This is a genomic window from Salipiger sp. ABN3_019 (assembly GCF_056158605.1).
The window spans coordinates 706,724-728,829 of record NZ_JBSWTP010000009.1; the positions used below are offsets into that span (position 1 = coordinate 706,724).

Below are 22,106 nucleotides of genomic sequence, written 5' to 3' on the forward strand. Positions count from 1 at the left end.
GCTTCTGCCTTGCGCTCAAGGCTTAGCTTTGAGGCAGGGGAATTCAACGTGTCATGCGGCAGAACGTGAAAACGGGGCGACCTGTGGCCGCCCCGCCCAATCATTGACCATCCCTCGGGATCAGAGGCTCTCGTCGAGCGCCTCGAGGATCGCGGTGCCCATCTCGGAGGTCGAGACCGGCTGCTTGCCTTCTTCGCCCAGCAGGTCCGCGGTGCGGTAGCCCTTGGCCAGAACCGCTTCGATCGCCTGTTCGAGGCGGGTGGCCTCGTCGCCCTTGTCGAAGCTGTAACGCAGCGCCATGGCGAAGCTGAGGATACAGGCGATCGGGTTGGCTTTGCCCTGACCGGCGATGTCGGGCGCAGAGCCGTGCACCGGCTCGTAGAGCGCCTTGGGGCGGCCATTGGCCATCGGGGCGCCCAGCGAGGCCGAGGGCAGCATGCCGAGCGAGCCGGTCAGCATCGCGGCGGCATCCGACAGCAGGTCGCCAAAGAGGTTGTCGGTGACGATCACGTCGAACTGCTTGGGCCAGCGGCAAAGCTGCATGGCGCCCGCGTCGGCGTACATGTGCGACAGTTCGACCTCGGGGTAGTCCTTGCCCACCTCGGTGACGACTTCGCGCCACAGGATGCCCAACTCCATCACGTTCGCCTTTTCCATCGAGCACAGCTTCTTGCCGCGGCGCATGGCCAGCTCGAACGCGCTGCGGGCCACGCGGTCGATCTCCGACTCGGTGTAGCGCTGGGTGTTGATGCCCACGCGCTCGTTGCCTTCTTCGATGATGCCGCGCGGCTCGCCGAAGTAGATGCCCGAGGTCAGCTCGCGCACGATGACGATGTCGAGGCCCGCCACCACGTCTTTCTTCAGCGACGAGAAGTCGGCCAGCGCGTCAAAGCACTGCGCCGGGCGCAGGTTGGCGTAAAGGTCCATCTCCTTGCGCAGACGCAGCAGCCCGCGCTCGGGCTTCACCGAGAAGTCCAGCACGTCGTATTTCGGGCCGCCCACGGCGCCGAGCAGAACGGCGTCCACCTCTTGGGCCTTGGCCATAGTCTCGTCGGTCAGCGGCGTGCCATGCGCGTCATAGGCGCTGCCGCCCACGAGGTCTTCGCTGACATCGAATTTCAGGTCGCGCTTGTCGCCGAACCAGCCGATGACGCGGCGAACCTCTGCCATGACCTCGGGGCCGATGCCGTCGCCCGGCAGGATGAGAAGCGAAGGGGTGCTCATGGAAAGTCTCTCCTCGGAATGTTGCGCAATCGCCTAGCCGAGGGGCGAGGAATGGTCAAGAAAACAGGGGTGCGGGCAACTTCATTAACCGTCCTTCTGGGTGCTTAGCGTGACGGTGACCAGACGGTGCCGCTGGCCCTCGATGGCGGGGAAAACGCGGGCGTCGCCGACGGTGAGGCCAGCGGAGGGCAGCACATAGCTCACGCGCAGCGGTCCGGTGCTGTGCCATTCGGCGGTGGCCTGCCGCGGCAGCGGGTCCTGCAGGCGGGCATCGTCCAGCAGCGCCCGCATCTCGCCGCGCAGCCCCTCGCCGCCTTCGGGGTCGAGATTTGCGTTTCCGATCAGGACGAAAGCCCCCTCCGGCGCTGGCCCGAGCGCGCCGTCGAGGTAGTGCCGCCAAAGCGCAAGCTCGTCGGCATTGCGCCGCCCGTTGCGGTCCTCCGGCCCGTCGAACACCGGCGGGGTCGCGGCATAGCACAGCAGCTGCAGCGGAAGGCCGGGGGCGTCGAGCCGCAGCACCCAATGCGCCGTGGACGACAGCCGCTGCACCTCGGGCGCGGGATCGGCGGCTTGCATCCGCGTGCCCGGCAGATCGCGCCAGAGCAGCGCCGAGAAATCCCGCTCCAATCGCAGCGGGTGCCGGGCCAGCACCGCCATGCCATGCTGGCCGGAAAAGACGCCATAGCCCTGAGCGTCGCGGGGGCCGCCAAGCCGCCCGTCGCCGTCCAGATCGGCGCCGCTCTCCATGCCGGAATTGGGGCGCAGGGCAAAGCGATGGGGATAGTCCGCGCCGCGCGTTGCCAGCGCATCGGCAAGCGCATCCAACGCCGCCTGCCCAAGATCGAAATCCATATCGGTGAGCAGCAACACGTCAGGCCGCGCCTCGGCGATCTGGTCGAGTATGGCTGGCAGCGGCGCGCGCGCCTCAAGGATATCGCGCAGCAGCAGGCCCGGCCCTTTGCGGCTGAGATGCGCGTGCCAGGTGGCAAGGGTGACTTCGACCGCCCCTGCCGAGGCGGGCAGGGCCAAAATGGCGCAAAGAAGCACCGCCCGGATCAGGCGTGTCAGATGGTCTGCACCTCGGCTTCCGCCTCGGCGTAGGCGCGTTTGCGCTTTTGCTCGATCAGCGCGGCGATGCGCATCAGCGCGACGCCCCGCATCACGAGGCTTGCCGGAAGGAAAGCCCATGCGCTCATCGTCCAGATCAGGGTCTGCGGTTCGGTCAGCGACACGAGGTTGATGGTCTGCGCCGCGAGTTTCATGATTGCCGGGATCAGGAATGGCAGAAGAAACCCTAAGGCGACGTTAACGTTGCCATCGCGATTGAGCCGGTAGAGCACATCCTTGCCGATGGTCGGATCGAAAAGCGGCAGGTTGACCCAGAAGTTGAAGGCCCCGTTGCGCACCGGCCAGCTCAGCAGCCGCACCACCAGAACGAAGGCCAGCATGCTCAGCAGCGAGATCACATAGGCCAGCCCGGCATGGGTGCGGATTCGCTCGACGTCCTGCGCACTCATGTCGTCGGTGGCCAGCAGCACCATCAGCCGCACCGGCGAGAAGGGGAAATCGAGCCAGCCGCCGACCTTGCCGCCGAAAGCGGTGAGCATCTGCGAGACCGCGGTGGGATAGCTCTCGCCGCGGCAGATCAGCGTCAGCACCAAGACCGTCGCGAAGAGCGCGAGGAACCTCAGGCGGTTGAACGGCGGGGCGTCGCGGAACTCGAGGATCGAAGGATAGTCGCCGACATATTCCACAAAGGTCAGCAGCGCCGCGACCAAGGCCAGCAGCGCGGTGATCTGCGCCGCGTCCGCCGCATAGCCGGGCAACAGCACGGCCGGCATTGCGATCAGCAAGGCCACGGCGACGGCACGGATGCCGGCTTTGACGAAACGAGTGATCACGGCTTCTGCCCTTTCGGTCGTGGGACCCCCGACGCTTTGCTGCGCCTGTGTCGCCCTCTGACCCCGCCGCGCCGGCGGATTGCCTCAATATTGCCCAAATTTTGCCTTCTTCTTGAACGCGCGGCAAGCATGCCCTGAGGGGACGGCGGAAATCTGGCGGTTTCATGGTGGAAAAGGTGCGAATTTGCATCAATTCCCGGTTTCCTTGGCGGGCTGGCGGCATCAGAGCACATGGTTGCCCCGTTTCCGTACCCGTCAAAGCGTCATGTCCCCGCGGGGATAAACAACTTAAACCATGAACAAAAACCCGTAGACTCGCCGAAAACTTGTACGAAGAGCCTCCGCGCTTTTACCGATTATTCGCCGGATTTCCAATGAATTTGACCTGACGCAACGCGAGCCGCAGGATTTCCGGGTCTGACTTCGTGCAGACGTGAGGGCAACGCGCCGGGAGGGCAGCATGCATCAGGCAGTGACGATGGACGAAGCGGTGGATCTGATTCCCGACGGTGCGCGGGTCATGCTCTCGGGCTTCATGGGGGTCGGCACGCCTGACGGGCTGGTGCGGGCGCTGGCGGCTGCCGGAAAGCGGGACCTGACGGTGATCGTCAACGATGCCGCCCGTCCGCATCTGGGGGTCGGCCCGCTGGTGGCGGCGCGCTGCCTGCGCAAATTCATCGGCAGCCATATCGGCCTCAACCCCGATGTGCAGGAGCAGATGCGGTCGGGCGCGCTTGAGGTGGAATTGGTGCCGCAGGGCACTCTGGTCGAACGCATCCGCGCCGCCGGGGTCGGGCTCGGCGGGGTGCTTACGCCCACCGGGCTGGGCACCAAAGTGGCCGAGGGCAAGCAGGTGATCGAGGTCGAGGGCAAACCCTATCTGCTGGAGCCGCCGCTGCGCGCCGATTTCGCGCTGATCGCGGCGCGCAGCTGCGATTACGTGGGCAATCTGACCTATATGCTCACCGCGACGAACTTCAATCCGATCATGGCGCTGGCGGGCGATGTGGTGATCGCCGAGCCCGAAGAGATCGTGCCGGTGGGGGTGATCCCGCCCGACGCGGTGAAGACGCCGGGCGCGCTCGTCGACCATGTGATCGGGAGGCACTGAGGATGGAGATCGCCAGCATGGACCCCAAAGAGATCATCGCCCGCCGCGTCGCCGCCGAGATCAAGCCGCACACTCTGGTGAACCTCGGCATCGGTATTCCGACGCTGGTCTCGGACCACCTGGACGAGGGGCTCGGGGTGTTCTTTCAGGCCGAAAACGGCGTTGTCGGCATGGGCCACCGCCCGCCCGAGGGGATGACCGACCGCCATCTCACCGACGCTGGCGGCAGCTTCGTCTCGGCGGTGCCGGGGGCCTCGACCATCGACAGTGCCTTCTCCTTCGGGCTGATCCGCGGCGGGCATCTCGACCTGACGGTGCTGGGCGGGCTGCAGGTGGACGCGCGCGGGTATTTGGCGAACTGGATGATCCCCGGTCACTATGTGCCGGGCATGGGTGGGGCGATGGATCTGGTCACCGGGGCGAAACGGGTGATCGTGGCGATGATCCACAGCGCCAAAGGCGGCGCGCCGAAGATCGTGCCGGAATGCGCGCTGCCGCTGACCGCCGAGCGGCGGGTGGATCTCATCGTCACCGAAATGGCGGTGATCCGTCCCGAGGACGACGGGCTGCACCTTCTGGAAACCGGCCCCGGGGTGACCGTGGCCGAGGTCCGCGCGGCGACGGCGGCAACCTTGATCGTAACCGGGGATGTGCCGGAGATGGACCTCTCGCGCTCGTGCTGAGCCGGGTGGGGGCGCTGCCTCCGCCGCACGACTTGCGGCAAGCGAGGATGAAGGGGGCTCTGCCCCTGCCGCACGACCTGCGGCAATCGAGGATGAAGGGGGCTCCGCCCCCGCCGCGCTGCGCGCGTCTCCCCCGGGATATTTGTATCTAGACGAAGCAGGGCGGCAGGCTCCTTCGTCTAGATGAAAATATCCCCGCCGGAGGCAGGCCGGACGCCGGGCTGGCGGAGCGTTTCAGAAATGGGTGCGCGCAGAAAAAAGGGCTGTCCCCGCGGGGACAGCCCTTCGATGTTCATGCCTGAATGCTGGTCAGACCCGGCTCAGAACCACCTCAGACCCAAGGACGGGACTGGGCGGCGGCGGTTTCGAACGTGTCGATGGCGCCGGATTTTTCCATGGTCAGGCCGATGTCGTCGAGGCCCTCGAGCAGGCAGTGCTTGCGGAAGGGGTCGACTTCGAAAGCGAATTCCTCGCCGTCGGAGGTGGTGACGACCTGGTTCTCCAGATCGACCGTCATCCGCGCGTTAGAGCCTTTTTCGGCGTCCTTCATCAGCACATCGACCGCCTCTTGCGGCATGACGATGGGCAGCATGCCGTTCTTGAAGCAGTTGTTGTAGAAGATGTCGGCGAAGGAGGTGGAGATCACCACCTTGATGCCGAAGTCGGCGAGCGCCCAAGGGGCGTGTTCGCGCGACGAGCCGCAGCCGAAGTTGTCACCGGCGACGATGACCGAAGCCTCGCGGTAGGCGGGCTGGTTCAGCACGAACTCGGGGTTCTCGGATCCGTCGTCGAGATAGCGCATCTCGTCGAAGGCATGCACGCCGAGACCCGAGCGTTTGATCGTCTTCAGGAACTGCTTGGGGATGATCATATCGGTGTCGATATTGACCAGCGGCATGGGCGCCGCGATCCCGGTCAGCTTCTCGAATTTTTCCATCTGTCCCTCCTTGGGGATGGGGCAAATCCTTGGGGCACAATCCATGCACAAGCGATGCACAAAGCATGCATATGCGGCTGCGCCCGTCCGGAGTGCCGGAACTGGGGGAGGGGCCCCACGCGGGGCCCCGGGATCGCTTACGCCGGAGCCGGCGCGTCCATGAGCTCGCGCACGTCGGTCAGATGACCGGTGACCGCCGCTGCCGCCGCCATCGCCGGCGACATCAGGTGGGTGCGTCCGCCCTTGCCCTGACGGCCTTCGAAGTTGCGGTTCGAGGTGGCCGCGCAGCGCTCGCCCGGTGCCAGCTGGTCGGGGTTCATCGCAAGGCACATGGAGCAGCCCGCGAGCCGCCATTCGAAGCCCGCGTCGATGAAGATCTGCGCAAGGCCTTCTTCCTCGGCCTGAGCGCGGACGAGGCCCGAGCCCGGAACGACCATGGCGCGCATGCCGTCCTTGATCTTCTTGCCCTTGAGGATCTCGGCTGCGGCGCGCAGGTCTTCGATCCGGCCGTTGGTGCAGGAGCCGATGAACACCGTGTCGATCTTGATGTCGGTCAGCTTCTGACCGGCCTCGAGACCCATATAGGTGAGCGCGCGCTTGGCCGCTTCGACCTTGCCGCCGGCAAAGCTGTCGGGGGCGGGTACCACATCGGTGATCGGCAGCACGTCCTCGGGCGAGGTGCCCCAGGTGACGACGGGGGCGATGTCCTCGCCCTTGATGGTGACGACCTTGTCCCAATGCGCGTCGTCATCGGAGTAGAGCGTCTTCCACCAGTCGAGCGCGGCCTCGAACTGTGCGCCCTTCGGCGCATGCGGGCGGCCCTTCACATATTCGAAGGTGGTCTCGTCGGGGGCGATCAGGCCAGCGCGGGCGCCGCCTTCGATGGCCATGTTGCAGACGGTCATCCGGCCTTCCATCGACAGCGAGCGGATCGCTTCGCCGCAATATTCGATGACATAGCCGGTGCCGCCGCCGGTGCCGGTGTGACCGATGACCGAGAGCGTGATGTCCTTGGCGGTGACGCCCGGGCGCAACTGGCCGGTGATCTCGACCTTCATGTTCTTCGACTTGGACTGGATCAGCGTCTGGGTGGCGAGCACATGCTCGACCTCCGAGGTGCCGATGCCATGCGCCAGCGCGCCAAAGGCGCCATGGGTGGCGGTGTGGCTGTCGCCGCAGACCACGGTCATGCCCGGAAGGGTCCAGCCCTGCTCGGGGCCGACGATGTGCACGATGCCCTGACGGACGTCGCTAACCGGATAGTAGTTCACGCCGAAGTCGCGGGCGTTCTTGTCGAGCGCCTCGACCTGAATGCGCGATTCCTCGTTTTCGATGCCGCTTTCACGGTCGAGCGTGGTCGGCACGTTGTGGTCGGGCACGGCGATGGTGCGCTGCGGGGCGCGGACCTTGCGGCCGGTCATGCGCAGGCCTTCGAAGGCCTGCGGCGAGGTCACCTCGTGCACAAGGTGGCGGTCGATGTAGAGAAGGCAGGTGCCGTCTTCGTCCTGCTGGACGACATGGGCATCCCAGATCTTGTCGTAGAGCGTCTTGCCGGACATGGGGGTCCTCTCGGGGTATATGTCTTGGAAGTTGGCTGGGCTTGGCGCAGGTCGAAAGCCCCCGCGCCGGGGCGGGCTGCAAGACAGCCTTATAGGCGCGCCAGAACCGTGAAGTTCGCGCCGTGGAACCGTTCGCGCAGACGCACGCGGTCGCCGAGGTCAAGAAGCCGAGTCATGCCGCGGGGATACTCCTTTGCCGCGTGCCGATCAACCCATCGCAGACATTCGGCAGACGCCGGCGCGGAAGGATCGGAACTTTTGGCGGGCTCGGGCGTAGTTTTCTTACCGTCGTGGAGGAGCCAAGATGACCTTGATGAATGCCATGCACCTTGTCCTGATCGCCACGCTGCTTTGGGCGCTGGTGCTGAGCCTGCCCAACGTCGAAGCGCAGGAGATCAGCGTGACGCTGCCCAAGCACTGAGTGCCCCCGCTTGTGCTCAAAGCCTTGAGCGAAAACGATTGTGGTGCCACGCTGCCCGCGTGAGGAGCCACGCCAGACGATGAATCCCGAAACCGATCTGCCCAATGCCGACCCGACGCCCTTCGAGGCGCTGCAACAGACCGGGCTGACCCTGCTGGGGCAGGTCGATACGTTCCTTGCGATCGTGCTGCGGCCTTGGATGTTCTACCAGCTTGGCATCGCCCTTGGCCTTTTTGCGCTGGCGCATCTGCTGCGCGCTTGGCTGGGGCCGAAGCTGCACAACTGGATGCGCGCCCGCGAGGGCTGGCCGAAGTGGCAGATGCGCATCCTCATTGTGCTGCACCGGCGGCTGCGGATGATCATCTTTGTGATCCTGATCTGGCATGTGATCGGGATCATGCATCAGGTCACATGGCCGTCGCGCACCTATCTTCTTGAAATCATTGCGCAGCTGTCGAGCGCTTGGCTGGTGATCGCGCTGATCACGCGGCTTATCGGCAACCCGGCGCTGCGCTCGCTGGTGCGCTATGGGGCGTGGGGCTACGTCACCATCTGGATCCTCGGGCTGACCGATGAGGCGCAGGCGCTGCTGGAAAGCGCGGCGGTGAGTTTCGGCAACTCGAAACTGTCGCTCTGGCTGATCCTGCAGGCGGTGGTGATCCTCATCGCGCTGGTGGCGGTGGCGCAATTCCTGACCACGGCGGGGGCGGCGAGCATCCGGCGCAACGAGGGGATCAGCCCCTCGATGCAGGTTCTGGCGGTGAAATTCCTGCAGGTGGCGCTCTATGGTGCGGCCTTCTTCATGGCGCTGAAACTGGCCGGGGTGGACCTGACCGGCCTCGCGGTGCTGTCGGGCGCCATTGGCGTGGGGCTTGGCTTTGGCCTGCAGAAGGTGGTCTCGAACCTCGTGTCGGGGGTGATCATCCTGCTCGACAAGTCGATCAAGCCGGGCGACGTGATCTCCATTGGCGAGACCTTCGGATGGATCAACGCGCTGGGCGCGCGCTATGTGTCGATCACCACGCGCGACGGCAAGGAATACCTCATCCCCAACGAGGACATGATCACCGGGCAGGTGGTCAACTGGTCGCATTCCAACGAGCTGGTGCGGGTCGACATCCATTTCGGCACCGCCTACGGCGACGATCCGCATCTGGTGCGCAAAGTGGCGATCGAGGCGGCGCAAAGCGTGAAGCGGGTGCTGAGCCACAAGCCGCCGGTCTGCCATATCACCGGATTTGGGGACTCGTCGGTGGATTACATCCTGCGGTTCTGGATCATCGACCCGTCGCAGGGGCTGACCAACATCCGGGGCAATGTCTTCCTCGCGCTTTGGGACGCCTTCAAAGAGCACGGCATCTCGATCCCCTTCCCGCAGCGCGAGGTGCGGATGCTGGGCGGGGCGCCGGAAGAGGAGAGGGACGCGGAAGGTTCGGCGGAAGCTCCGGTGACGGAACGTCCGGGCTGACAGCGGTGCTGCGCTGCGGCATGGTCCGCGCGACTGTCAGTTGAGAGGAGAGCCGTCATGTCCGCAGCCAATCCCGAAGAGATCGTCATCCTGAGTGGCGCGCGCACCGCCATCGGCACCTTTGGCGGATCGCTGAAATCCGTCCCGCCGATTGAGCTGGGCACGGTGGCGGCCAAGGCGGCGCTGGAGCGCGCCGGTGTCGAAGGCGGGCAGATCGGGCAGGTGGTCTTTGGCCATGTGCTGAACACCGAGCCGCGCGACATGTATCTGTCGCGCGTCGCGGCCATGCAGGCGGGCATTCCCGACACCACCCCGGCGATGAACGTGAACCGGCTCTGCGGCTCCGGCGCGCAGGCGGTGGTCTCGGGCGTGCAGGCGCTGATGCTGGGCGATGCCAATTTCGCGCTGGTGGGCGGCGCCGAGAGCATGAGCCGCGCGCCCTATATCATCCCCGACCAGCGTTGGGGCCAGAAGATGGGCGATATTCGCACCATCGACATGATGCTGGGCGCGCTGAACTGCCCCTTCGGCACCGGCCACATGGGCATCACCGCCGAGAATGTCGCGAAAGAGAACGACATCTCGCGCGCGGCGCAGGACGCTTTCGCGCTGGAGAGCCAGAAGCGCGCCGCCAAGGCCATTGAGGCGGGTGTCTTTGCCGAGCAGATCGTGCCGGTGGAGATCGCCTCGCGCCGTGAGACCGTCGTCTTTGACACCGACGAGCACCCCAAGGCGACGACGCTGGAGAAACTGGCAGGGCTGCGCCCGGCCTTCGACCGCGACGGCTCGGTCACGGCGGGCAATGCTTCGGGCCTCAACGACGGGGCGGCGGCGCTGGTGCTGGCACGCGGCGAGGCCGCGGCGGCGGCGGGGCTGACGCCGCGCGCCCGCGTGCTGGGCTACGCCCACGCCGGGGTGCGCCCCGAGGTCATGGGCATCGGCCCGGTTCCGGCGGTGGAGAACCTGCTGGTGCGCACCGGCCTGTCGCTGGCGGAGTTCGACGTGATCGAAAGCAACGAAGCCTTTGCCGCGCAGGCGCTGGCGGTGAACAAGGGGCTGGGGCTCGACCCGGCGAAGGTGAACCCCAATGGCGGCGCCATCGCGCTTGGCCACCCCATCGGCGCCACCGGCGCGATCCTGATGGTGAAAGCGCTCTACGAGCTGGAGCGTACCGGCGGCCGTAAGGCGCTGATCACCATGTGCATCGGCGGCGGTCAGGGCATCGCGTTGGCCATCGAGCGGGTGTGAGCTGGGGTTGAGGAAGATGCGAGGGGCGCTGCCCCTCGCGCCGGAGGCGCGGCACCAAACTGCGCCGGAGGCGCGGCAAAAGAAAATGCGAGGGGCGCTGCCCCTCGCGCTCCCCGGCGTATTTTTAAAGAGAAGAAGGGCGGACCGCTGGCCTTAGTGGGGCGGGTGGTGCGTCAGACCTCGACCTGTTGCCACAGGCCCGGATAGCGGGTGGGGAAGCCGCAGGGGTCGACGCTGATCTGTGTCTCATAGCCGGTCTGCGCGGCTTGATAGCTGACCAGACCGCCGCGCTCGCGCGTGTAGCTTTGGTCGAGCGGGTCGAGCCGGGGCCCCGGCAGCCGCATCCATGCGGCGCGCACCGGCAGGCGCCCGACCTCGGGCAGGCGGCGCAGCGGCATCAGGTTGGTCGCCGGGGTGAAGGAGAAGTCGATGTCGCTGCAGCCGGAAAGCTCGGGCAGCGGCGCACCGTTGAGCGCCCAATGCCCGCCCTCGCAGGTGATGCGGCAGCGCATCTCTTCGCCGCCGAGCGTGCCGGTGACATCGGCGCTGCGGGTCAGCCAGTCGGGGCCGCAGCGCACCACGTAATCCAGCGCCGCCCAGCCCGAGCCGTCGCGGAACCGCGCGTGACCGACCAGCATGTAGCCATCCTCGTGCCGCGCGAGGCGGCATTTGTCCTCGCCGTCGCGGTCCAGCGCGCGCCAGTGCATCGTGCCCAGAGTTTCGGTCATCGGCGCGCACCGCCGTTATGTCGGGTCTGGTCGTAGTGGACCCTATGGTCGCGAACCCTGTCACTGTGGACCCGGTCGTTGCGAACCTGGTCTTTGCGGACCCGGTGGGCGCGTGTCGGGAAAACCTGCTGCATGCGCGTCTCCTCCCCGTCGGATGCGGCCCTGCCGCATCGCTTGCGGCAAGGCTGTACCATGGTGCCCCTGCCCCTTCGTAAAGGCAAGCGGGCGTTTTGCATCGGTTTTCTTAAGAAGATGTTCACCGTGGCGCGCGCAGTGTGGCTCTGTCGCAGAGGGCATTGGGCATGGAGATCGCGGCACGGCTGGCCGAGGAACGGCGCGCGCGACTGGCGGCGGAGCGTTTGCTTGAGCTCAAGCAGGCGGAGCTTTTTGCCGCCAATCGCAAGCTCAACCTGCACGCGCGGCAGCTGAGCCATGAGATCACCGAGACCCGCGCCGAGGTTGCCACGGTGCGCGACGAGAACCAGCGGGTGAAGACTCAGCTTGGCGCCGCGCATCAGAAGATCGAACTGGTTGAAGGGCAGCTCTGGACCGCGCTGGCCTGCATGCGCGACGGGTTCGCCACTTTCAACGCCGAGCGGCGGATGGAGCTGGCCAACCCGGCCTGGCTGGCGCTGTTCGATGGGCTCGACACCATCGGGCCGGGGGCGGGCTATGCGCATGTGCTCGACATGATGGTCGAGGAGGGGATCGTCGATCTGCAGGGCGAGCATGGCGACGACTGGCGCGCCCGCATGGCCGCCCGCTGGGAGGCCGATCCGATCCCGACCGAGACCATCCGCATCTACACCGGGCAGTTTCTGCAGTTGCAGGACCGGCATCTGCCCGACGGCGGCGTGGTGACGCTGAGCTTTGACATCACCGATCTGATGCGCATGTGGTCAGCGCTGGAAGAGCTGCCCGACGGCTTCGTCATCTTCGATGCCGAGGACCGGCTGCTGATGTGCAACGAGACCTACCGCGAGATCTATCACGCCAGCGCCGAGGCGATCCGCCCCGGCGTCAGCTTTGAGGACATCCTGCGCCACGGGCTGGCGCGCGGCCAGTACCGCGAGGCGATGGGCCGCGAGGAGCACTGGCTCGAAGAGCGGCTGAGCGCGCATCGCGGCGCCGAGCGCGAGCTTGAGCAGCAGTTGGGGGACGGGCGCTGGCTGCGGGTTTACGAGCGGCCGCTGACCGATGGCGGGCGGGTCGGGCTGCGCATCGACATCACCGAGGCCAAGCGCATCCAGCAGGAGCTGGAAGAGGCGCGGCAGCGGGCCGAGACCGCAAGCCACGCCAAATCCACCTTCCTTGCCAATATGAGCCATGAGATCCGCACGCCGATGAATGGCGTCGTGGGGATGGCGGCGCTGCTGATGGACAGCGCGCTGAGCGAGGAACAGCGGCTCTATGCCGAGACGATCCGCAGCTCGGGCGAGGCGCTGCTGCTGATCATCAACGACATTCTCGACTATTCGAAGATCGAGGCGGACCGTATGGCGCTTTGTGCCGAAGCGTTCGATCTGGAGCGGGCGATCCACGAGGTGGCGCTGCTGCTGCAGCCGGCGGCGCGCGAGAAGGGCGTGGCGCTGCTGGTGGATTATGACCCGAGCCTGCCCGCCGGGCTGGTGGGGGACGCGGGGCGGATCCGGCAGATCCTCACCAACCTTGTGGGCAACGCGGTGAAATTCACCGCCGAGGGCCATGTGTTGATCCGTGTGAGCGGCAGCGCAGAGGCGGGGCGCGCGGCGCTGAGCCTGACGGTGGAGGACACCGGCATCGGCATCGCGCGCGACAAGCTCGACCATATCTTTGGCGAGTTCAATCAGGTGGAGGACGCGCGCAACCGCAGTTTCGAGGGCACCGGGCTGGGGCTGGCGATCACCCGGCGGCTGGGCGAGATGATGGGTGGTGAGCTTTGGGTGGACAGCGAGCTGGGCGAGGGGGCCTGTTTCGGGCTGCGGCTGGATCTGCCTTTGGCCGAGGCGTGGCGGGGCGATCCGCTGGCGCTTCCCCCGGGGCTGCGCCGCGCGCTGGTGGTCGCCGCGATGCCCGAGAGCCGGGCGATCCTGCTGCGGCAGCTGGGCGCGCTGGGGCTGGAGGCGGTCTGGTGCGCCTCGGGCGATGCGGCGCTGGATCATGCGCGGGCGGGCGAGGTGGATCTGGTGATCGCCGAACAGGCGCTGCCGGGGCTCGAGGGCGCGGAGTTGGCGCAGGCGCTGGCAGGGGGCGGCCCGCCGGTGCTGCTGCTGTCGCCGCAGCCCGCCTCGGTGCCGCAGGGCTCGGGCGCGTTTGCGGTGGTCCAGATGCCCGCGTCGCGCCGGAGCCTCTGCGCGGCGCTGGCGGGTTGGGACGGGCATGAGAGGCGCCTGTCTCCGCCGCCGCCCGCGCCGCGCGCCGCGCCCGCCACAGGGACGGGCGCGCTCGATCTGCTGCTGGCCGAGGACAACCGCACCAACCAGCTGGTGTTTCGCAAGATGGCCGAGGCGCTGGATCTGCCGTTGCAGCTGCGCTTTGCCTGCGACGGCGCCGAGGCGGTGGGCGAATTCGAGGCGCGGCGTCCCGATCTCATCTTCATGGACATCTCGATGCCCGGCATGGACGGCAAGGAGGCGACGCGGCGCATCCGCGAGATCGAGGGCGACGGGCCGCGCGTGCCGATCATCGCGGTCACCGCCCATGCGATGACCGGCGACCGCGAGGCGCTGATCGCGGCGGGGCTCGACGACTATCTGACCAAGCCGCTGCGCAAGCCGGACCTCGCGCGGCTGATCGAGAAATGGTCGGGCCCCGCTGCGGCTCAGGTTTCGGGGTGAGTCCGGACGAAGGCGGGCTGATCCTCGGTCGAACGCGCCGCGTCATAGGCGTAGCCGCCCAGATCGAAGTCGCGCAGCCCCTCGGGATCGGTGATCCGGCGGGTGATCATGAAGCGCGCCATCGCGCCGCGGGCGCGCTTGGCGTAGAAGCTGATGACCTTGGGCTCGCCGCCTTTATCCTCGAGGAACTGCGGTGTGATCACCCGCAGGTTCAGCGCCTTGCGGTCGACCGCGCCGAAATATTCCTGACTGGCGCAGTTCACCAGCACATCGGTGCCAAGCGCCTCGCCCTGCGCGTTCAGCGCTTTCGACAGCCGGTCGCCCCAGAAGTCATAGAGCGATTTGCCGCGCTCGGTCTTCAGGCGCGAGCCCATTTCCAGCCGGTAGGGCTGGATCGCATCGAGCGGGCGCAGCACGCCGTAGAGGCCCGAGAGGATCCGCAGGTGATCCTGCGCATAGTCCATTTCCTCGGGGTCAAGCGAGGCGGCGTCGAGCCCCTGATAGGTGTCTCCGGCAAAGGCCAGCGCGGCGGGGCGGGTGGCCTCGACCTCAGGCTCTTCGGCATAATCGCGGAACCGGTCACGGTTGAGCTCGGCCAGCTTGTCCGACAGATGCATGAGCTTTTTCAGCTCGGGCACCCCCAACTTGCGCGCGGTTTTCACCAGCCGCATCGCCTCATCGGGGAAATCCATCGCCGTCATCTGCGTGTCGCGCGGCGTCCAGTCCAGTTTCTTCGCAGGCGAAATCACCACGAGCATGCGCGGTTACTCCTTGAACATATCCATCAGTTTGGAATCGTTCTAATCAGCTTCGGCGAGAAGGTCCATAAAGGCCGGACCAAAGCGGTCAAAACGTCGCTCCCCGAGGATCCGTTCGAGATCTTCCGGCGCGGGATCGCGCAGCCCGGCGATCTTGGCCAGCAACGAGGCAGAGCAGGACAGCGGCTTTGCGGTGCCATCCTCGCCGCGGATCAGATCGGCCTGTGCGCTCATCAGCCGATCAAAGAGCTCGCCCGAGCCGCGCGCGGCGGCGCGCATGCGCTGTGGGTGGGTCTCTTCGGGAGCGCCGCCGGTGATCACCGAGAGGAACTCGGCGCCATAGCGTTCCAGTTTCTTGGCGCCGACGCCGCTGATCGCGCCCATCTGGTCGAGGCTCTCGGGGCGGCGCTCGGCCATCTCGATCAGCGTGCGGTCGGGGAAGATCATATAGGCGGGCAGAGACGCCGCCTCGGCCAGCGCGCGGCGCTTGGCCTTGAGCGCGGACATCAGCGGCGCGTCCTCTTCGCTGACCAGCGTCTTGACCTGCGGGCGGCGCTGCGCGGCCTTGTCGATCACGTCGCGGCGCAGCTCGATGCTTTCCTCGCCGCGCAGGATCGGGCGCGCGGCCTCGGTCATCACCAGCGCGCCGTGCCGCTCGGGGTCGGGGCGGACCAGATCGCGCCCCATCATCTGCCGGAACACCGCCTGCCATTGACCCTTCTTCAGATCACGCCCGACGCCGAAGGTGGGCAAACCGTCGTGGCCGCGCTGGCGCACCTTGTCGGTTTCATTGCCCAGAAGGATGTCGATCAGATGCCCGGCGCCAAAGTTTTCACCGGTGCGCAGCGCGGCAGAGAGCGCCTTGCGCACCGCCTCGGTGCCGTCGAAGACCTCGGGCGGGCTGTCGCAGAGATCGCAGTTGCCGCAGGGCTCGGACGCCTCGCCGAAGTAGCGCAGCAGGGTCTGGCGGCGGCATCCCAGCGCCTCGGCCAGCCCCAGCAGCGCGTTGAGCCGTCCATGGTCGGCGACCCGGCGCTCGGGCGGGGCCATGCCTTCGTCGATCTGCGCGCGGCGCAGGCGGATGTCGTCGGCGCCATAGAGGGTGAGCGTCTCTGCCGGGGCGCCGTCGCGCCCGGCGCGGCCGATCTCCTGATAATAGGCCTCGATGCTTTTCGGCAGGTCGGCGTGGGCGACCCAGCGGATGTCGGGCTTGTCGACGCCCATGCCGAAGGCGACCGTGGCGCAGACGATCAGACCGTCCTCGGTGGCGAAACGCTCTTCGACGGCGCGGCGGGCCTCGGCCTCCATGCCGCCGTGATAAAAGCAGGTGGGATGACCTTCGTCGGCGAGCGCCCGGGCCAGCCCCTCGGTCTTGGCGCGGGTGCCGCAGTAGACGATGCCCGAGCGGCCGCGCCGCGCGGCGGCAAAGCGCAGGATCTGTTGGCGCGGGCTGTCCTTGGGGGCGAAGGCGAGGTGGATGTTGGGCCGGTCGAAGCCGCGCAGGAAGGTCTTCGGCTGCTCGCCATCGAACAGGCGGGTGACGATCTCGGCCTGCGTCTCCTGATCGGCGGTGGCGGTGAAGGCGGCGATCGGCACGTTCAGCGCGCGCCGAAGCTCGCCAATGCGCAGGTAATCGGGGCGGAAATCATGGCCCCATTGGCTGACGCAATGCGCCTCGTCCACGGCGATGAGCCCGACACCCGCCTGCGCCAGCATGCGCTGCGCGCCGCCCGAGGCCAACCGTTCCGGCGCGAGGTACAGCAGCCGCAGCGAGCCATCTTCGAGCCCCTGCCAGACCGCGTCGGTCTCTTCTTGCGTGTTGCCGGAGGTCAGCGCGCCGGCGTTCACCCCGGCCTCGCGCAGCCCGCGCACCTGATCGCGCATCAGCGCGATGAGCGGCGAGATCACCACGGTCAGCCCGCCGCGCAGCAGCGCGGGCAGCTGGTAGCACAGCGACTTGCCGCCGCCGGTGGGCATGATCGCCAGCACGTTCTGCCCCTCGGCCACCGCCGCGACGATCTCTCCCTGACCGGGACGAAAGGCATCGTAGCCGAAAATGTCCTTCAGCAGCGCCTCGGCGGGCGCGATGTCGCGTGGCATGGGCTGGGGCCTGATTTTTTGATGACTGCTCGGGAAGCAGAATCACACACTAAGATTCGGTTAACAAGGCCTCGCGCCCTGTCCGACGCGGTGTTCCGGGCGTTGGGTGCCGGATATGCGTATTTATCAAAGAGAAGAAGCAGGGGGCGCTTCGTCTAGACGAAAATATCCCGGGGGAGGCGCGCAGCGCCGGGGGCAGAGCCCCCCAAAGACCCTCAGGACCGGTGCTCAGTCCGGATCGACCTTGCCGCGCATCGCCTTGACCTCGCCACGCTCTTTCTTGGCCTTGATCCGGCGGTTTTTCGAGCCGAGCGTGGGTTTGGTGGGGATGCGGCGGCGCGGCTTTTCCAGCGCCTTGCGGATCAGCTCGGCAAGGCGCTCGCGGGCGATCTCGCGGTTGCGGGCCTGACTGCGGGTCTCTTCGACCTGCAGGATCAGCGCGCCTTCCTTGGTCCAGCGGCGACCGGCGATGCGCTTGAGCCGCGCCTTCACCGGGCCGGGCAGATTGGGCGAGCGGTCGGCTTCGAAGCGCAGTTCGACGGCGGTCGAGACCTTGTTCACATTCTGCCCGCCGGGCCCGGAGGACCGGATGAACTGTTCGGTGATCTCCCAGTCCTCGATGGCGATGTTGTCGTTGATGCGCAGCATGGCCGGGACATTAGCGTGCGCGGCGCGGCTTGCAAGCGGGGGGGTGTCGTACAGACGGGCGCGGCAAAAGCAGACGGCCCGCGCCGGAGGGGCACGGGCCGTGACTGAAAGAGACGGGTTTCTCGAAGTTTTCCCCTCTAAGCCAGAGCTCTCGAAAGCCGGAGCTTCTTAAAGGGAAATGGGTCACCCTGCCTGTGGGGTGACCCATTCGAGACGTCAAGGAGGCGGGGCCGGTTAGGTCGCGCCAATTCGGGTTCCTTCACGCCAGGGGTTGCCCTAGCGCACTGCCCTCCGAACTGTTCCGACACCTTTCTCCAATGTTTCTCTAGACACTGGATCACCTCCTTTCAGCTGTTTGAAAAACGCAAGTTCAGCGTGCCACGGAATGTGGACTCCGCAAAGCATTTTTAACAGCTCACGCGAGGGAACGCGCCGCAACTGCCTTCGAAACGATCATTCGGAACGGCACCAGCGCGAGGAGGGCGAGCGAGAGTTTCACCAGCCAGTCCGCCAGCCCCAGCGAGACCCAGAGCGGCACGGTCGGCCCGATGCCCAGAAGCGGCAGCACCTCGTTGGCCCAGGACACATCATTGCCCGGCTCGAGGAAGGTGAAGGCGCCGGAAAAGGCCACCGAGAAGAAGATCGCCGTGTCGAGCGAGCTGCCCACCAGCGTCGAGGCCAGCGGCGCGCGCCACCATGCGCCGCCGCGCAGTCTGTCGAAGATCGCCACATCCATCAGCTGTGCGGCGAGGAAGGCGGCACCGGAGGCGATGGCCACGCGCAGCGTCACGGCGGGGTAGCTGTAGCCGTCGCCCTGCAGGATCACCTGCGTTCCGATCAGCGAGCAGATGACGCCGGTGACGAAACCCGCCAGCACGACCTTGCGCGCGGCCTGCGCGCCGTAGAGCCGGTTCATCAGGTCGGTGACCAGAAAGGCGATGGGATAGGTGAAGGCCCCCCACGTCAGCCATTGGCCGAAGAGGAACTGCACGAGGATGTTCGAGGCCAGCACGGTGGCGGCCATGGCAAGAATGCCGGGAAGATAGGAGCGTGTCATGATGGTGACCCGTTTTACAAGGTGGCGGGGAACTCGGCCCACCTGACGGGCGGACGGACGGGGGCTTACTGGTTCATCGCCTGCGGATCAAGCAATTCCGGCACGTCCACTTCGACGAACTCCGTCTTCTGGAAGAACTTGAAGTTGTCGTCCGAGATCATCGTCAGCCGAATCCGCCCCGGGGCCGAGCGCCAGACGGCGAGGCCTTCGAGATTGTCGAACTCGAAGGCGCCGCTCTCGAACAGCACTTCCTCGTGGCGCAGCTTGTCGCCGGTGATGTCGAAGCGGCGCACCCGGCTGCGGAAGGCGTAGCCGGTGAACTCGCGTTCGAGCAGGTAGAACTTGCCGTCGGGTCCGATGTCGGCGCCCACCGCAAGGAAAGTGCCGCTGCGGGGCAGCGAGAAGGGTTGGCTCCAGCGCGTTCCGTCGAAGCGCCAGACCGGGAAGGGTTTGGTCAACTGGCCCGAGCGTTCGGGCAGGGTGAGCAGGCGGCCCTCGGCGTCGATCGCCAGTGCCTCGAGCCCGGAGTTGTTCTGCAGGCCGGGGTAGAAATCGCCCTGCGGAAGTACCGTTGCGGGCAGATCAAACCGCTCGGAGGCGTGGATGCGCGGCGGCCCTTCGAAGGAGACATAGATGCGCCCGCCGGGACCGATGGCCAGCCCCTCGGCATCGTCGATCTCGGGCGGCATGCGCGTGCCGGTCTCATCCAGCAGCTTTTCCACCCGCGAAGCCTCGAGCCCGGTGATCACGCCGTTTTCGCGCTGGAACTGCCCCATGACGATGCTGCCACGGTCGCTGATCGCGGTGAAGCTCTGGCCGTCCTCGCTGACCTCGAGCCCCGAGAAGCCGCCAAACCGGTCGTGGTTGTTTTGCCAAACGTAGCTGCCGACCAGATGACCCGCGCCCGCCTGTTCTGCGCCGCCTTCTTGCAATGTCCCGGCGCAGGCCGGGAGCGCGCAGAGCGCGGCGAGACAGGCAGGGAGAAGGCCCCGGCGCAGTCCGGTTTTCAGGGACTGTGCCGTGGCCATGGGCAGGCCGGAATGGGCGGCGCTCAGCGCGCGGCGATGACGGAGGCGCATTGGGCCGGGAGGTCTCCCATCACGAGGTCACGCTTGGGCTTTGGGGTCACCTTGGGCGCGTTGGGGTCGGGCTTCGGCGGGTTGATGATGTTGTTCACCCAAGCCTGCGCATCGGCGCAGCCATCCCCCGGCGGCGGCGGGGTCTGATCGACGCAGGAGGCATCGCCGCGCGGGCAGGAGAGCCGGACGTGGAAATGATAGTGGTGGCCGTACCACGGGCGGATCTTGCGCAGCCAAGCGCGGTCGCCGGTCTCGTCGTTGCACATCTGCACCTTGGCGCCAGGGAAGACGAAGATGCGCGCCACGCGCGGGTCCTGCGCGGCGGCCTTCAGCAGCGCGTGGTGCTGCGGCGTCCAACTGCTGTTCACATAGGCCCCGGCGGCGCGGCGCAGGGAGATCGACGAGATGTTCTCGCGCTGCTGGCGGGTCAGGTTGAGATTGTCCGCCGGGCGCATCCAGATATCGGCGTCGAGCCCCATCTGGTGGCTGGCGTGGCCCGAGGTCATCGGGCCGCCGCGCGGCTGGCTCATGTCGCCGACGTAGATCCCGTTCCAGCCGGGCAGCCGCGCGGCCTTGCGCGACAGGTCCTCGACGAAATCAATCAGCTGCGGATGACCCCAGTTGCGGTTGCGCGACAGGCGCATGGCCTGCCATGTGGCACCGGTTTCCGGCAGTTGCTGTGCGCCCGCGACGCAGCCCTTGGAGTAGGAGCCAAAGGCGGCGGGCTGCAGCTGGGCGGACACCTGCTGGGCGCCGAACATCTGCTTGGCGCTTTTCGAGGATATCACCCCGGTGACCTTTGGAAGCTGGTCCGTGCTGGTGACTTTGGGCGCGGGTTTGTCCTCGCCGCAGGCGGCAACCGCCAAGGCGAGCGTGAGGCAAATCAGGGTGCGGATCATTCTGCTCGATCTCCGTCTGGTTTCACCCAGAGTAGCAGACCGAGGCCGATTACGAAAAGGAAGATGAGCGGCGTGACGCCGATCCGTTGCGATCCGCTCAGCGCGGTGGCAGCGCCGATCAGCAGCGGCGCGAGAAAGGACGTCGCCTTGCCCGAGAGCGCATAAAGACCAAAGGCTTCGGTCATCCGCGCGGGGTCGGCCTGCCGCACCATCATGCTGCGCGAGGCCGATTGCAGCACCCCGCCGCAGGCGCCGATGAGGGCGCCGAAGAGGTAGAAGGCCATGTCGGGCAGCTTTGATCCTGCGGCGACCGGCAGGCCGAAGACGGAGCTTCGGTCGACCAGCACGATGGCGATGGCGACCAGCGTCAGCAGCAGGATCATCGCCGCGATCACCGGCTTGGGGCCAAAGCGCGTGTCGGCATGGCCGCCGAGCCACGCAAAGAGCGCGCCGGAGATGATCGCGATGATGCCGAACACCCCGGTGTCGACCACCGACCAGCCGAGCACCCCCGCGGCATAGATGCCGCCAAAGGCATACATCCCGTTGAGCGCGTCGCGGTAGAACATTGACGAGGCGAGATAGGCAAAGAGCGAGGGCCGTTTGGGCAGGTGCCGCAGCGTGTCCTTCAGTTGCATCAGGCCGCGCCGGACCGCGCCCTGCGGCGAGGCGGCGGCTTTCGGCTCTTTCACCCAGACGAAGAAGGGGATCATAAAGACCGCATACCAAAGCGCGGTCAGCGGGCCGACGGCGCGGGTGCCCTCGCGCTGCGCCGCGTCGAGGCCAAGCGCCGGATCCAGCCCGAGGAAGGTTTTGCCGGTGGCCGCGCTCTCGGCGAAGAACGCCAGCATCAGCGCCAGAGAGATCAGCCCGCCGAGGTAGCCAAAGGCCCAGCCGTTGCCCGAGATGCGACCGATCTGCTCTTTCGGGCCGAGGTCCGGCAGCATGGCGTTGGTGAAGATCGTGGCGAATTCCATCCCCACCAGCCCCAGCGCAAAGAAAAAGAGCGTGAGGATGAGGTTGAAATCCCCCGGCGCGGCGAACCAGAGCATCGCGGCTCCGATCACGTAGAGGGCCGAGAAGGCCCAGATCCAGCGCAGCCGGTGGCCGCCGCTGTCGGCCATGGCGCCCAGCACCGGGGCGAGCAGGGCGATGACGAGCCCCGCCGCGCCAATGCCGAAGCCCCAGGCCGCCTGCGCGGCACTGCCGTCGGCCATCAGCTCTTTGACATAGGGCGCAAAGATGAAGGTGATCAGCAGCGTATTGTAAGGCTGGCTGGCCCAGTCGAAGAAGAACCAGCCCCAGATCCGCCTGCGCCGCGCGCCCGCTGTCGTCATGCCCGTCTCACCCCTCGTCGCTGGCCCTGGTCGCTTGCACTGGTCGCTGGCGCTGCCAGTTCTGCTATAGACCTGTGCCGCGATAGAACAGGGCGGTGCGAGGCAAGGCAAGGCCCGGCGGAACTCTGGCCG

Annotated in this window: 18 protein-coding genes; 5 read left to right on the plus strand and 13 right to left on the minus strand. The window is 66.8% G+C overall.

Translation table 11 applies throughout. From position 1 onward, the window contains the following. Nucleotides 1–120: 120 nt before the first annotated feature. The 3 genes from leuB to ACXAD2_RS11495 all read right to left on the minus strand — a co-directional run bounded on the left by leuB (nt 121) and on the right by ACXAD2_RS11495 (nt 3,125). Complete coding sequence (leuB, locus tag ACXAD2_RS11485) at nt 121–1,224, minus strand: 3-isopropylmalate dehydrogenase (RefSeq protein WP_475169973.1); 1,104 nt, start codon at nt 1,222–1,224, stop codon at nt 121–123. A gap of 84 nt (nt 1,225–1,308) precedes the next feature. Further along, the gene (locus tag ACXAD2_RS11490; protein ID WP_475169976.1) at nt 1,309–2,271 is read right to left on the minus strand and encodes an endonuclease/exonuclease/phosphatase family protein; all 963 of its coding nucleotides are present in this window, start codon (nt 2,269–2,271) and stop codon (nt 1,309–1,311) included. A gap of 17 nt (nt 2,272–2,288) precedes the next feature. Continuing rightward, the gene (locus ACXAD2_RS11495) at nt 2,289–3,125 is read right to left on the minus strand and encodes a hypothetical protein (RefSeq protein WP_224905986.1); all 837 of its coding nucleotides are present in this window, start codon (nt 3,123–3,125) and stop codon (nt 2,289–2,291) included. 460 nt (nt 3,126–3,585) lie between these two features. Between ACXAD2_RS11495 and ACXAD2_RS11500 the strand changes: the two genes are divergently transcribed. Both ACXAD2_RS11500 and ACXAD2_RS11505 read left to right on the plus strand, forming a co-directional pair. After that, complete coding sequence (locus ACXAD2_RS11500) at nt 3,586–4,236, plus strand: CoA transferase subunit A (protein WP_475169982.1); 651 nt, start codon at nt 3,586–3,588, stop codon at nt 4,234–4,236. Nucleotides 4,237–4,253: 17 nt separating this feature from the next. Further along, nucleotides 4,254–4,919: a 3-oxoacid CoA-transferase subunit B gene (locus ACXAD2_RS11505; protein WP_475174844.1), complete on the plus strand. Its 666-nt coding sequence runs from the start codon at nt 4,254–4,256 to the stop codon at nt 4,917–4,919. A 331-nt stretch (nt 4,920–5,250) separates the two neighbouring features. On the opposite strand, the gene leuD is transcribed toward ACXAD2_RS11505, so the two are convergent. After that, the gene (gene leuD, locus ACXAD2_RS11510; protein ID WP_475169986.1) at nt 5,251–5,856 is read right to left on the minus strand and encodes a 3-isopropylmalate dehydratase small subunit; all 606 of its coding nucleotides are present in this window, start codon (nt 5,854–5,856) and stop codon (nt 5,251–5,253) included. A 137-nt stretch (nt 5,857–5,993) separates the two neighbouring features. Next, on the minus strand, nt 5,994–7,415 hold the full coding sequence (gene leuC / locus ACXAD2_RS11515) for a 3-isopropylmalate dehydratase large subunit (protein WP_224905984.1): 1,422 nt from the start codon (nt 7,413–7,415) through the stop codon (nt 5,994–5,996). Nucleotides 7,416–7,915: 500 nt separating this feature from the next. Between leuC and ACXAD2_RS11520 the strand changes: the two genes are divergently transcribed. Together ACXAD2_RS11520 and ACXAD2_RS11525 are read left to right on the plus strand one after the other, a co-directional pair. Beyond that, a complete protein-coding gene (locus tag ACXAD2_RS11520; RefSeq protein WP_475169991.1) occupies nt 7,916–9,304 on the plus strand; it encodes a mechanosensitive ion channel family protein in 1,389 nt (462 codons plus the stop codon). 57 nt (nt 9,305–9,361) lie between these two features. Next, a complete protein-coding gene (locus ACXAD2_RS11525) occupies nt 9,362–10,552 on the plus strand; it encodes an acetyl-CoA C-acyltransferase family protein (RefSeq protein ID WP_475169994.1) in 1,191 nt (396 codons plus the stop codon). A 173-nt stretch (nt 10,553–10,725) separates the two neighbouring features. Here the strand turns inward: ACXAD2_RS11525 and ACXAD2_RS11530 are convergent, their stop codons facing one another. After that, complete coding sequence (locus ACXAD2_RS11530) at nt 10,726–11,280, minus strand: putative glycolipid-binding domain-containing protein (RefSeq protein ID WP_475169997.1); 555 nt, start codon at nt 11,278–11,280, stop codon at nt 10,726–10,728. A 302-nt stretch (nt 11,281–11,582) separates the two neighbouring features. Here ACXAD2_RS11530 and ACXAD2_RS11535 point away from each other — a divergent pair, with 302 nt between their 5' ends. Then, nucleotides 11,583–14,096 (plus strand): hybrid sensor histidine kinase/response regulator, encoded by a 2,514-nt coding sequence (locus ACXAD2_RS11535; RefSeq protein WP_475170000.1) that lies wholly within the window; start codon nt 11,583–11,585, stop codon nt 14,094–14,096. Here the strand turns inward: ACXAD2_RS11535 and yaaA are convergent. The 7 genes from yaaA to ACXAD2_RS11570 form a co-directional block, all read right to left on the minus strand. Continuing rightward, nucleotides 14,081–14,854 carry a peroxide stress protein YaaA gene (yaaA, locus tag ACXAD2_RS11540; protein WP_475170002.1) on the minus strand — a complete coding sequence of 258 codons (774 nt, stop codon included), beginning with the start codon at nt 14,852–14,854 and terminating at the stop codon, nt 14,081–14,083. The two genes, ACXAD2_RS11535 and yaaA, sit on opposite strands and share 16 nt — an antisense overlap. Nucleotides 14,855–14,896: 42 nt before the next feature. Then, on the minus strand, nt 14,897–16,954 hold the full coding sequence (gene recQ, locus ACXAD2_RS11545) for a DNA helicase RecQ (RefSeq protein ID WP_475170005.1): 2,058 nt from the start codon (nt 16,952–16,954) through the stop codon (nt 14,897–14,899). 228 nt (nt 16,955–17,182) lie between these two features. Then, entirely contained in the window at nt 17,183–17,602 is a 420-nt protein-coding gene (gene arfB / locus ACXAD2_RS11550; RefSeq protein ID WP_066103555.1) for an alternative ribosome rescue aminoacyl-tRNA hydrolase ArfB, read from the minus strand. A 415-nt stretch (nt 17,603–18,017) separates the two neighbouring features. After that, the gene (locus ACXAD2_RS11555) at nt 18,018–18,659 is read right to left on the minus strand and encodes a queuosine precursor transporter (protein ID WP_475170007.1); all 642 of its coding nucleotides are present in this window, start codon (nt 18,657–18,659) and stop codon (nt 18,018–18,020) included. Nucleotides 18,660–18,724: 65 nt separating this feature from the next. Then, entirely contained in the window at nt 18,725–19,738 is a 1,014-nt protein-coding gene (locus ACXAD2_RS11560; RefSeq protein WP_475170010.1) for an esterase-like activity of phytase family protein, read from the minus strand. After that, nucleotides 19,711–20,637 carry a penicillin-insensitive murein endopeptidase gene (gene mepA, locus ACXAD2_RS11565; protein ID WP_475170012.1) on the minus strand — a complete coding sequence of 309 codons (927 nt, stop codon included), beginning with the start codon at nt 20,635–20,637 and terminating at the stop codon, nt 19,711–19,713. Before mepA ends, ACXAD2_RS11560 begins: the two co-directional genes overlap by 28 nt. Further along, the gene (locus ACXAD2_RS11570; RefSeq protein WP_475170015.1) at nt 20,634–21,974 is read right to left on the minus strand and encodes an MFS transporter; all 1,341 of its coding nucleotides are present in this window, start codon (nt 21,972–21,974) and stop codon (nt 20,634–20,636) included. The genes mepA and ACXAD2_RS11570 overlap by 4 nt, the downstream gene beginning before the upstream one ends. Between the last annotated feature and the right edge of the window lie 132 nt (nt 21,975–22,106).

What these genes read in the sequence shown, in the direction of transcription:
- leuB (WP_475169973.1), bottom strand. Translation starts at nt 1,224, where the DNA reads ATGAGCACCCCTTCGCTTCTCATCCTGCCGGGCGACGGCATCGGCCCC.
- ACXAD2_RS11500 (WP_475169982.1), top strand. Translation starts at nt 3,586, where the DNA reads ATGCATCAGGCAGTGACGATGGACGAAGCGGTGGATCTGATTCCCGAC.
- ACXAD2_RS11505 (WP_475174844.1), top strand. Translation starts at nt 4,254, where the DNA reads ATGGACCCCAAAGAGATCATCGCCCGCCGCGTCGCCGCCGAGATCAAG.
- leuD (WP_475169986.1), bottom strand. Translation starts at nt 5,856, where the DNA reads ATGGAAAAATTCGAGAAGCTGACCGGGATCGCGGCGCCCATGCCGCTG.
- leuC (WP_224905984.1), bottom strand. Translation starts at nt 7,415, where the DNA reads ATGTCCGGCAAGACGCTCTACGACAAGATCTGGGATGCCCATGTCGTC.
- ACXAD2_RS11520 (WP_475169991.1), top strand. Translation starts at nt 7,916, where the DNA reads ATGAATCCCGAAACCGATCTGCCCAATGCCGACCCGACGCCCTTCGAG.
- ACXAD2_RS11525 (WP_475169994.1), top strand. Translation starts at nt 9,362, where the DNA reads ATGTCCGCAGCCAATCCCGAAGAGATCGTCATCCTGAGTGGCGCGCGC.
- ACXAD2_RS11530 (WP_475169997.1), bottom strand. Translation starts at nt 11,280, where the DNA reads ATGACCGAAACTCTGGGCACGATGCACTGGCGCGCGCTGGACCGCGAC.
- ACXAD2_RS11535 (WP_475170000.1), top strand. Translation starts at nt 11,583, where the DNA reads ATGGAGATCGCGGCACGGCTGGCCGAGGAACGGCGCGCGCGACTGGCG.
- yaaA (WP_475170002.1), bottom strand. Translation starts at nt 14,854, where the DNA reads ATGCTCGTGGTGATTTCGCCTGCGAAGAAACTGGACTGGACGCCGCGC.
- recQ (WP_475170005.1), bottom strand. Translation starts at nt 16,954, where the DNA reads ATGCCACGCGACATCGCGCCCGCCGAGGCGCTGCTGAAGGACATTTTC.
- arfB (WP_066103555.1), bottom strand. Translation starts at nt 17,602, where the DNA reads ATGCTGCGCATCAACGACAACATCGCCATCGAGGACTGGGAGATCACC.
- ACXAD2_RS11555 (WP_475170007.1), bottom strand. Translation starts at nt 18,659, where the DNA reads ATGACACGCTCCTATCTTCCCGGCATTCTTGCCATGGCCGCCACCGTG.
- ACXAD2_RS11560 (WP_475170010.1), bottom strand. Translation starts at nt 19,738, where the DNA reads ATGCGCCTCCGTCATCGCCGCGCGCTGAGCGCCGCCCATTCCGGCCTG.
- mepA (WP_475170012.1), bottom strand. Translation starts at nt 20,637, where the DNA reads ATGATCCGCACCCTGATTTGCCTCACGCTCGCCTTGGCGGTTGCCGCC.
- ACXAD2_RS11570 (WP_475170015.1), bottom strand. Translation starts at nt 21,974, where the DNA reads ATGACGACAGCGGGCGCGCGGCGCAGGCGGATCTGGGGCTGGTTCTTC.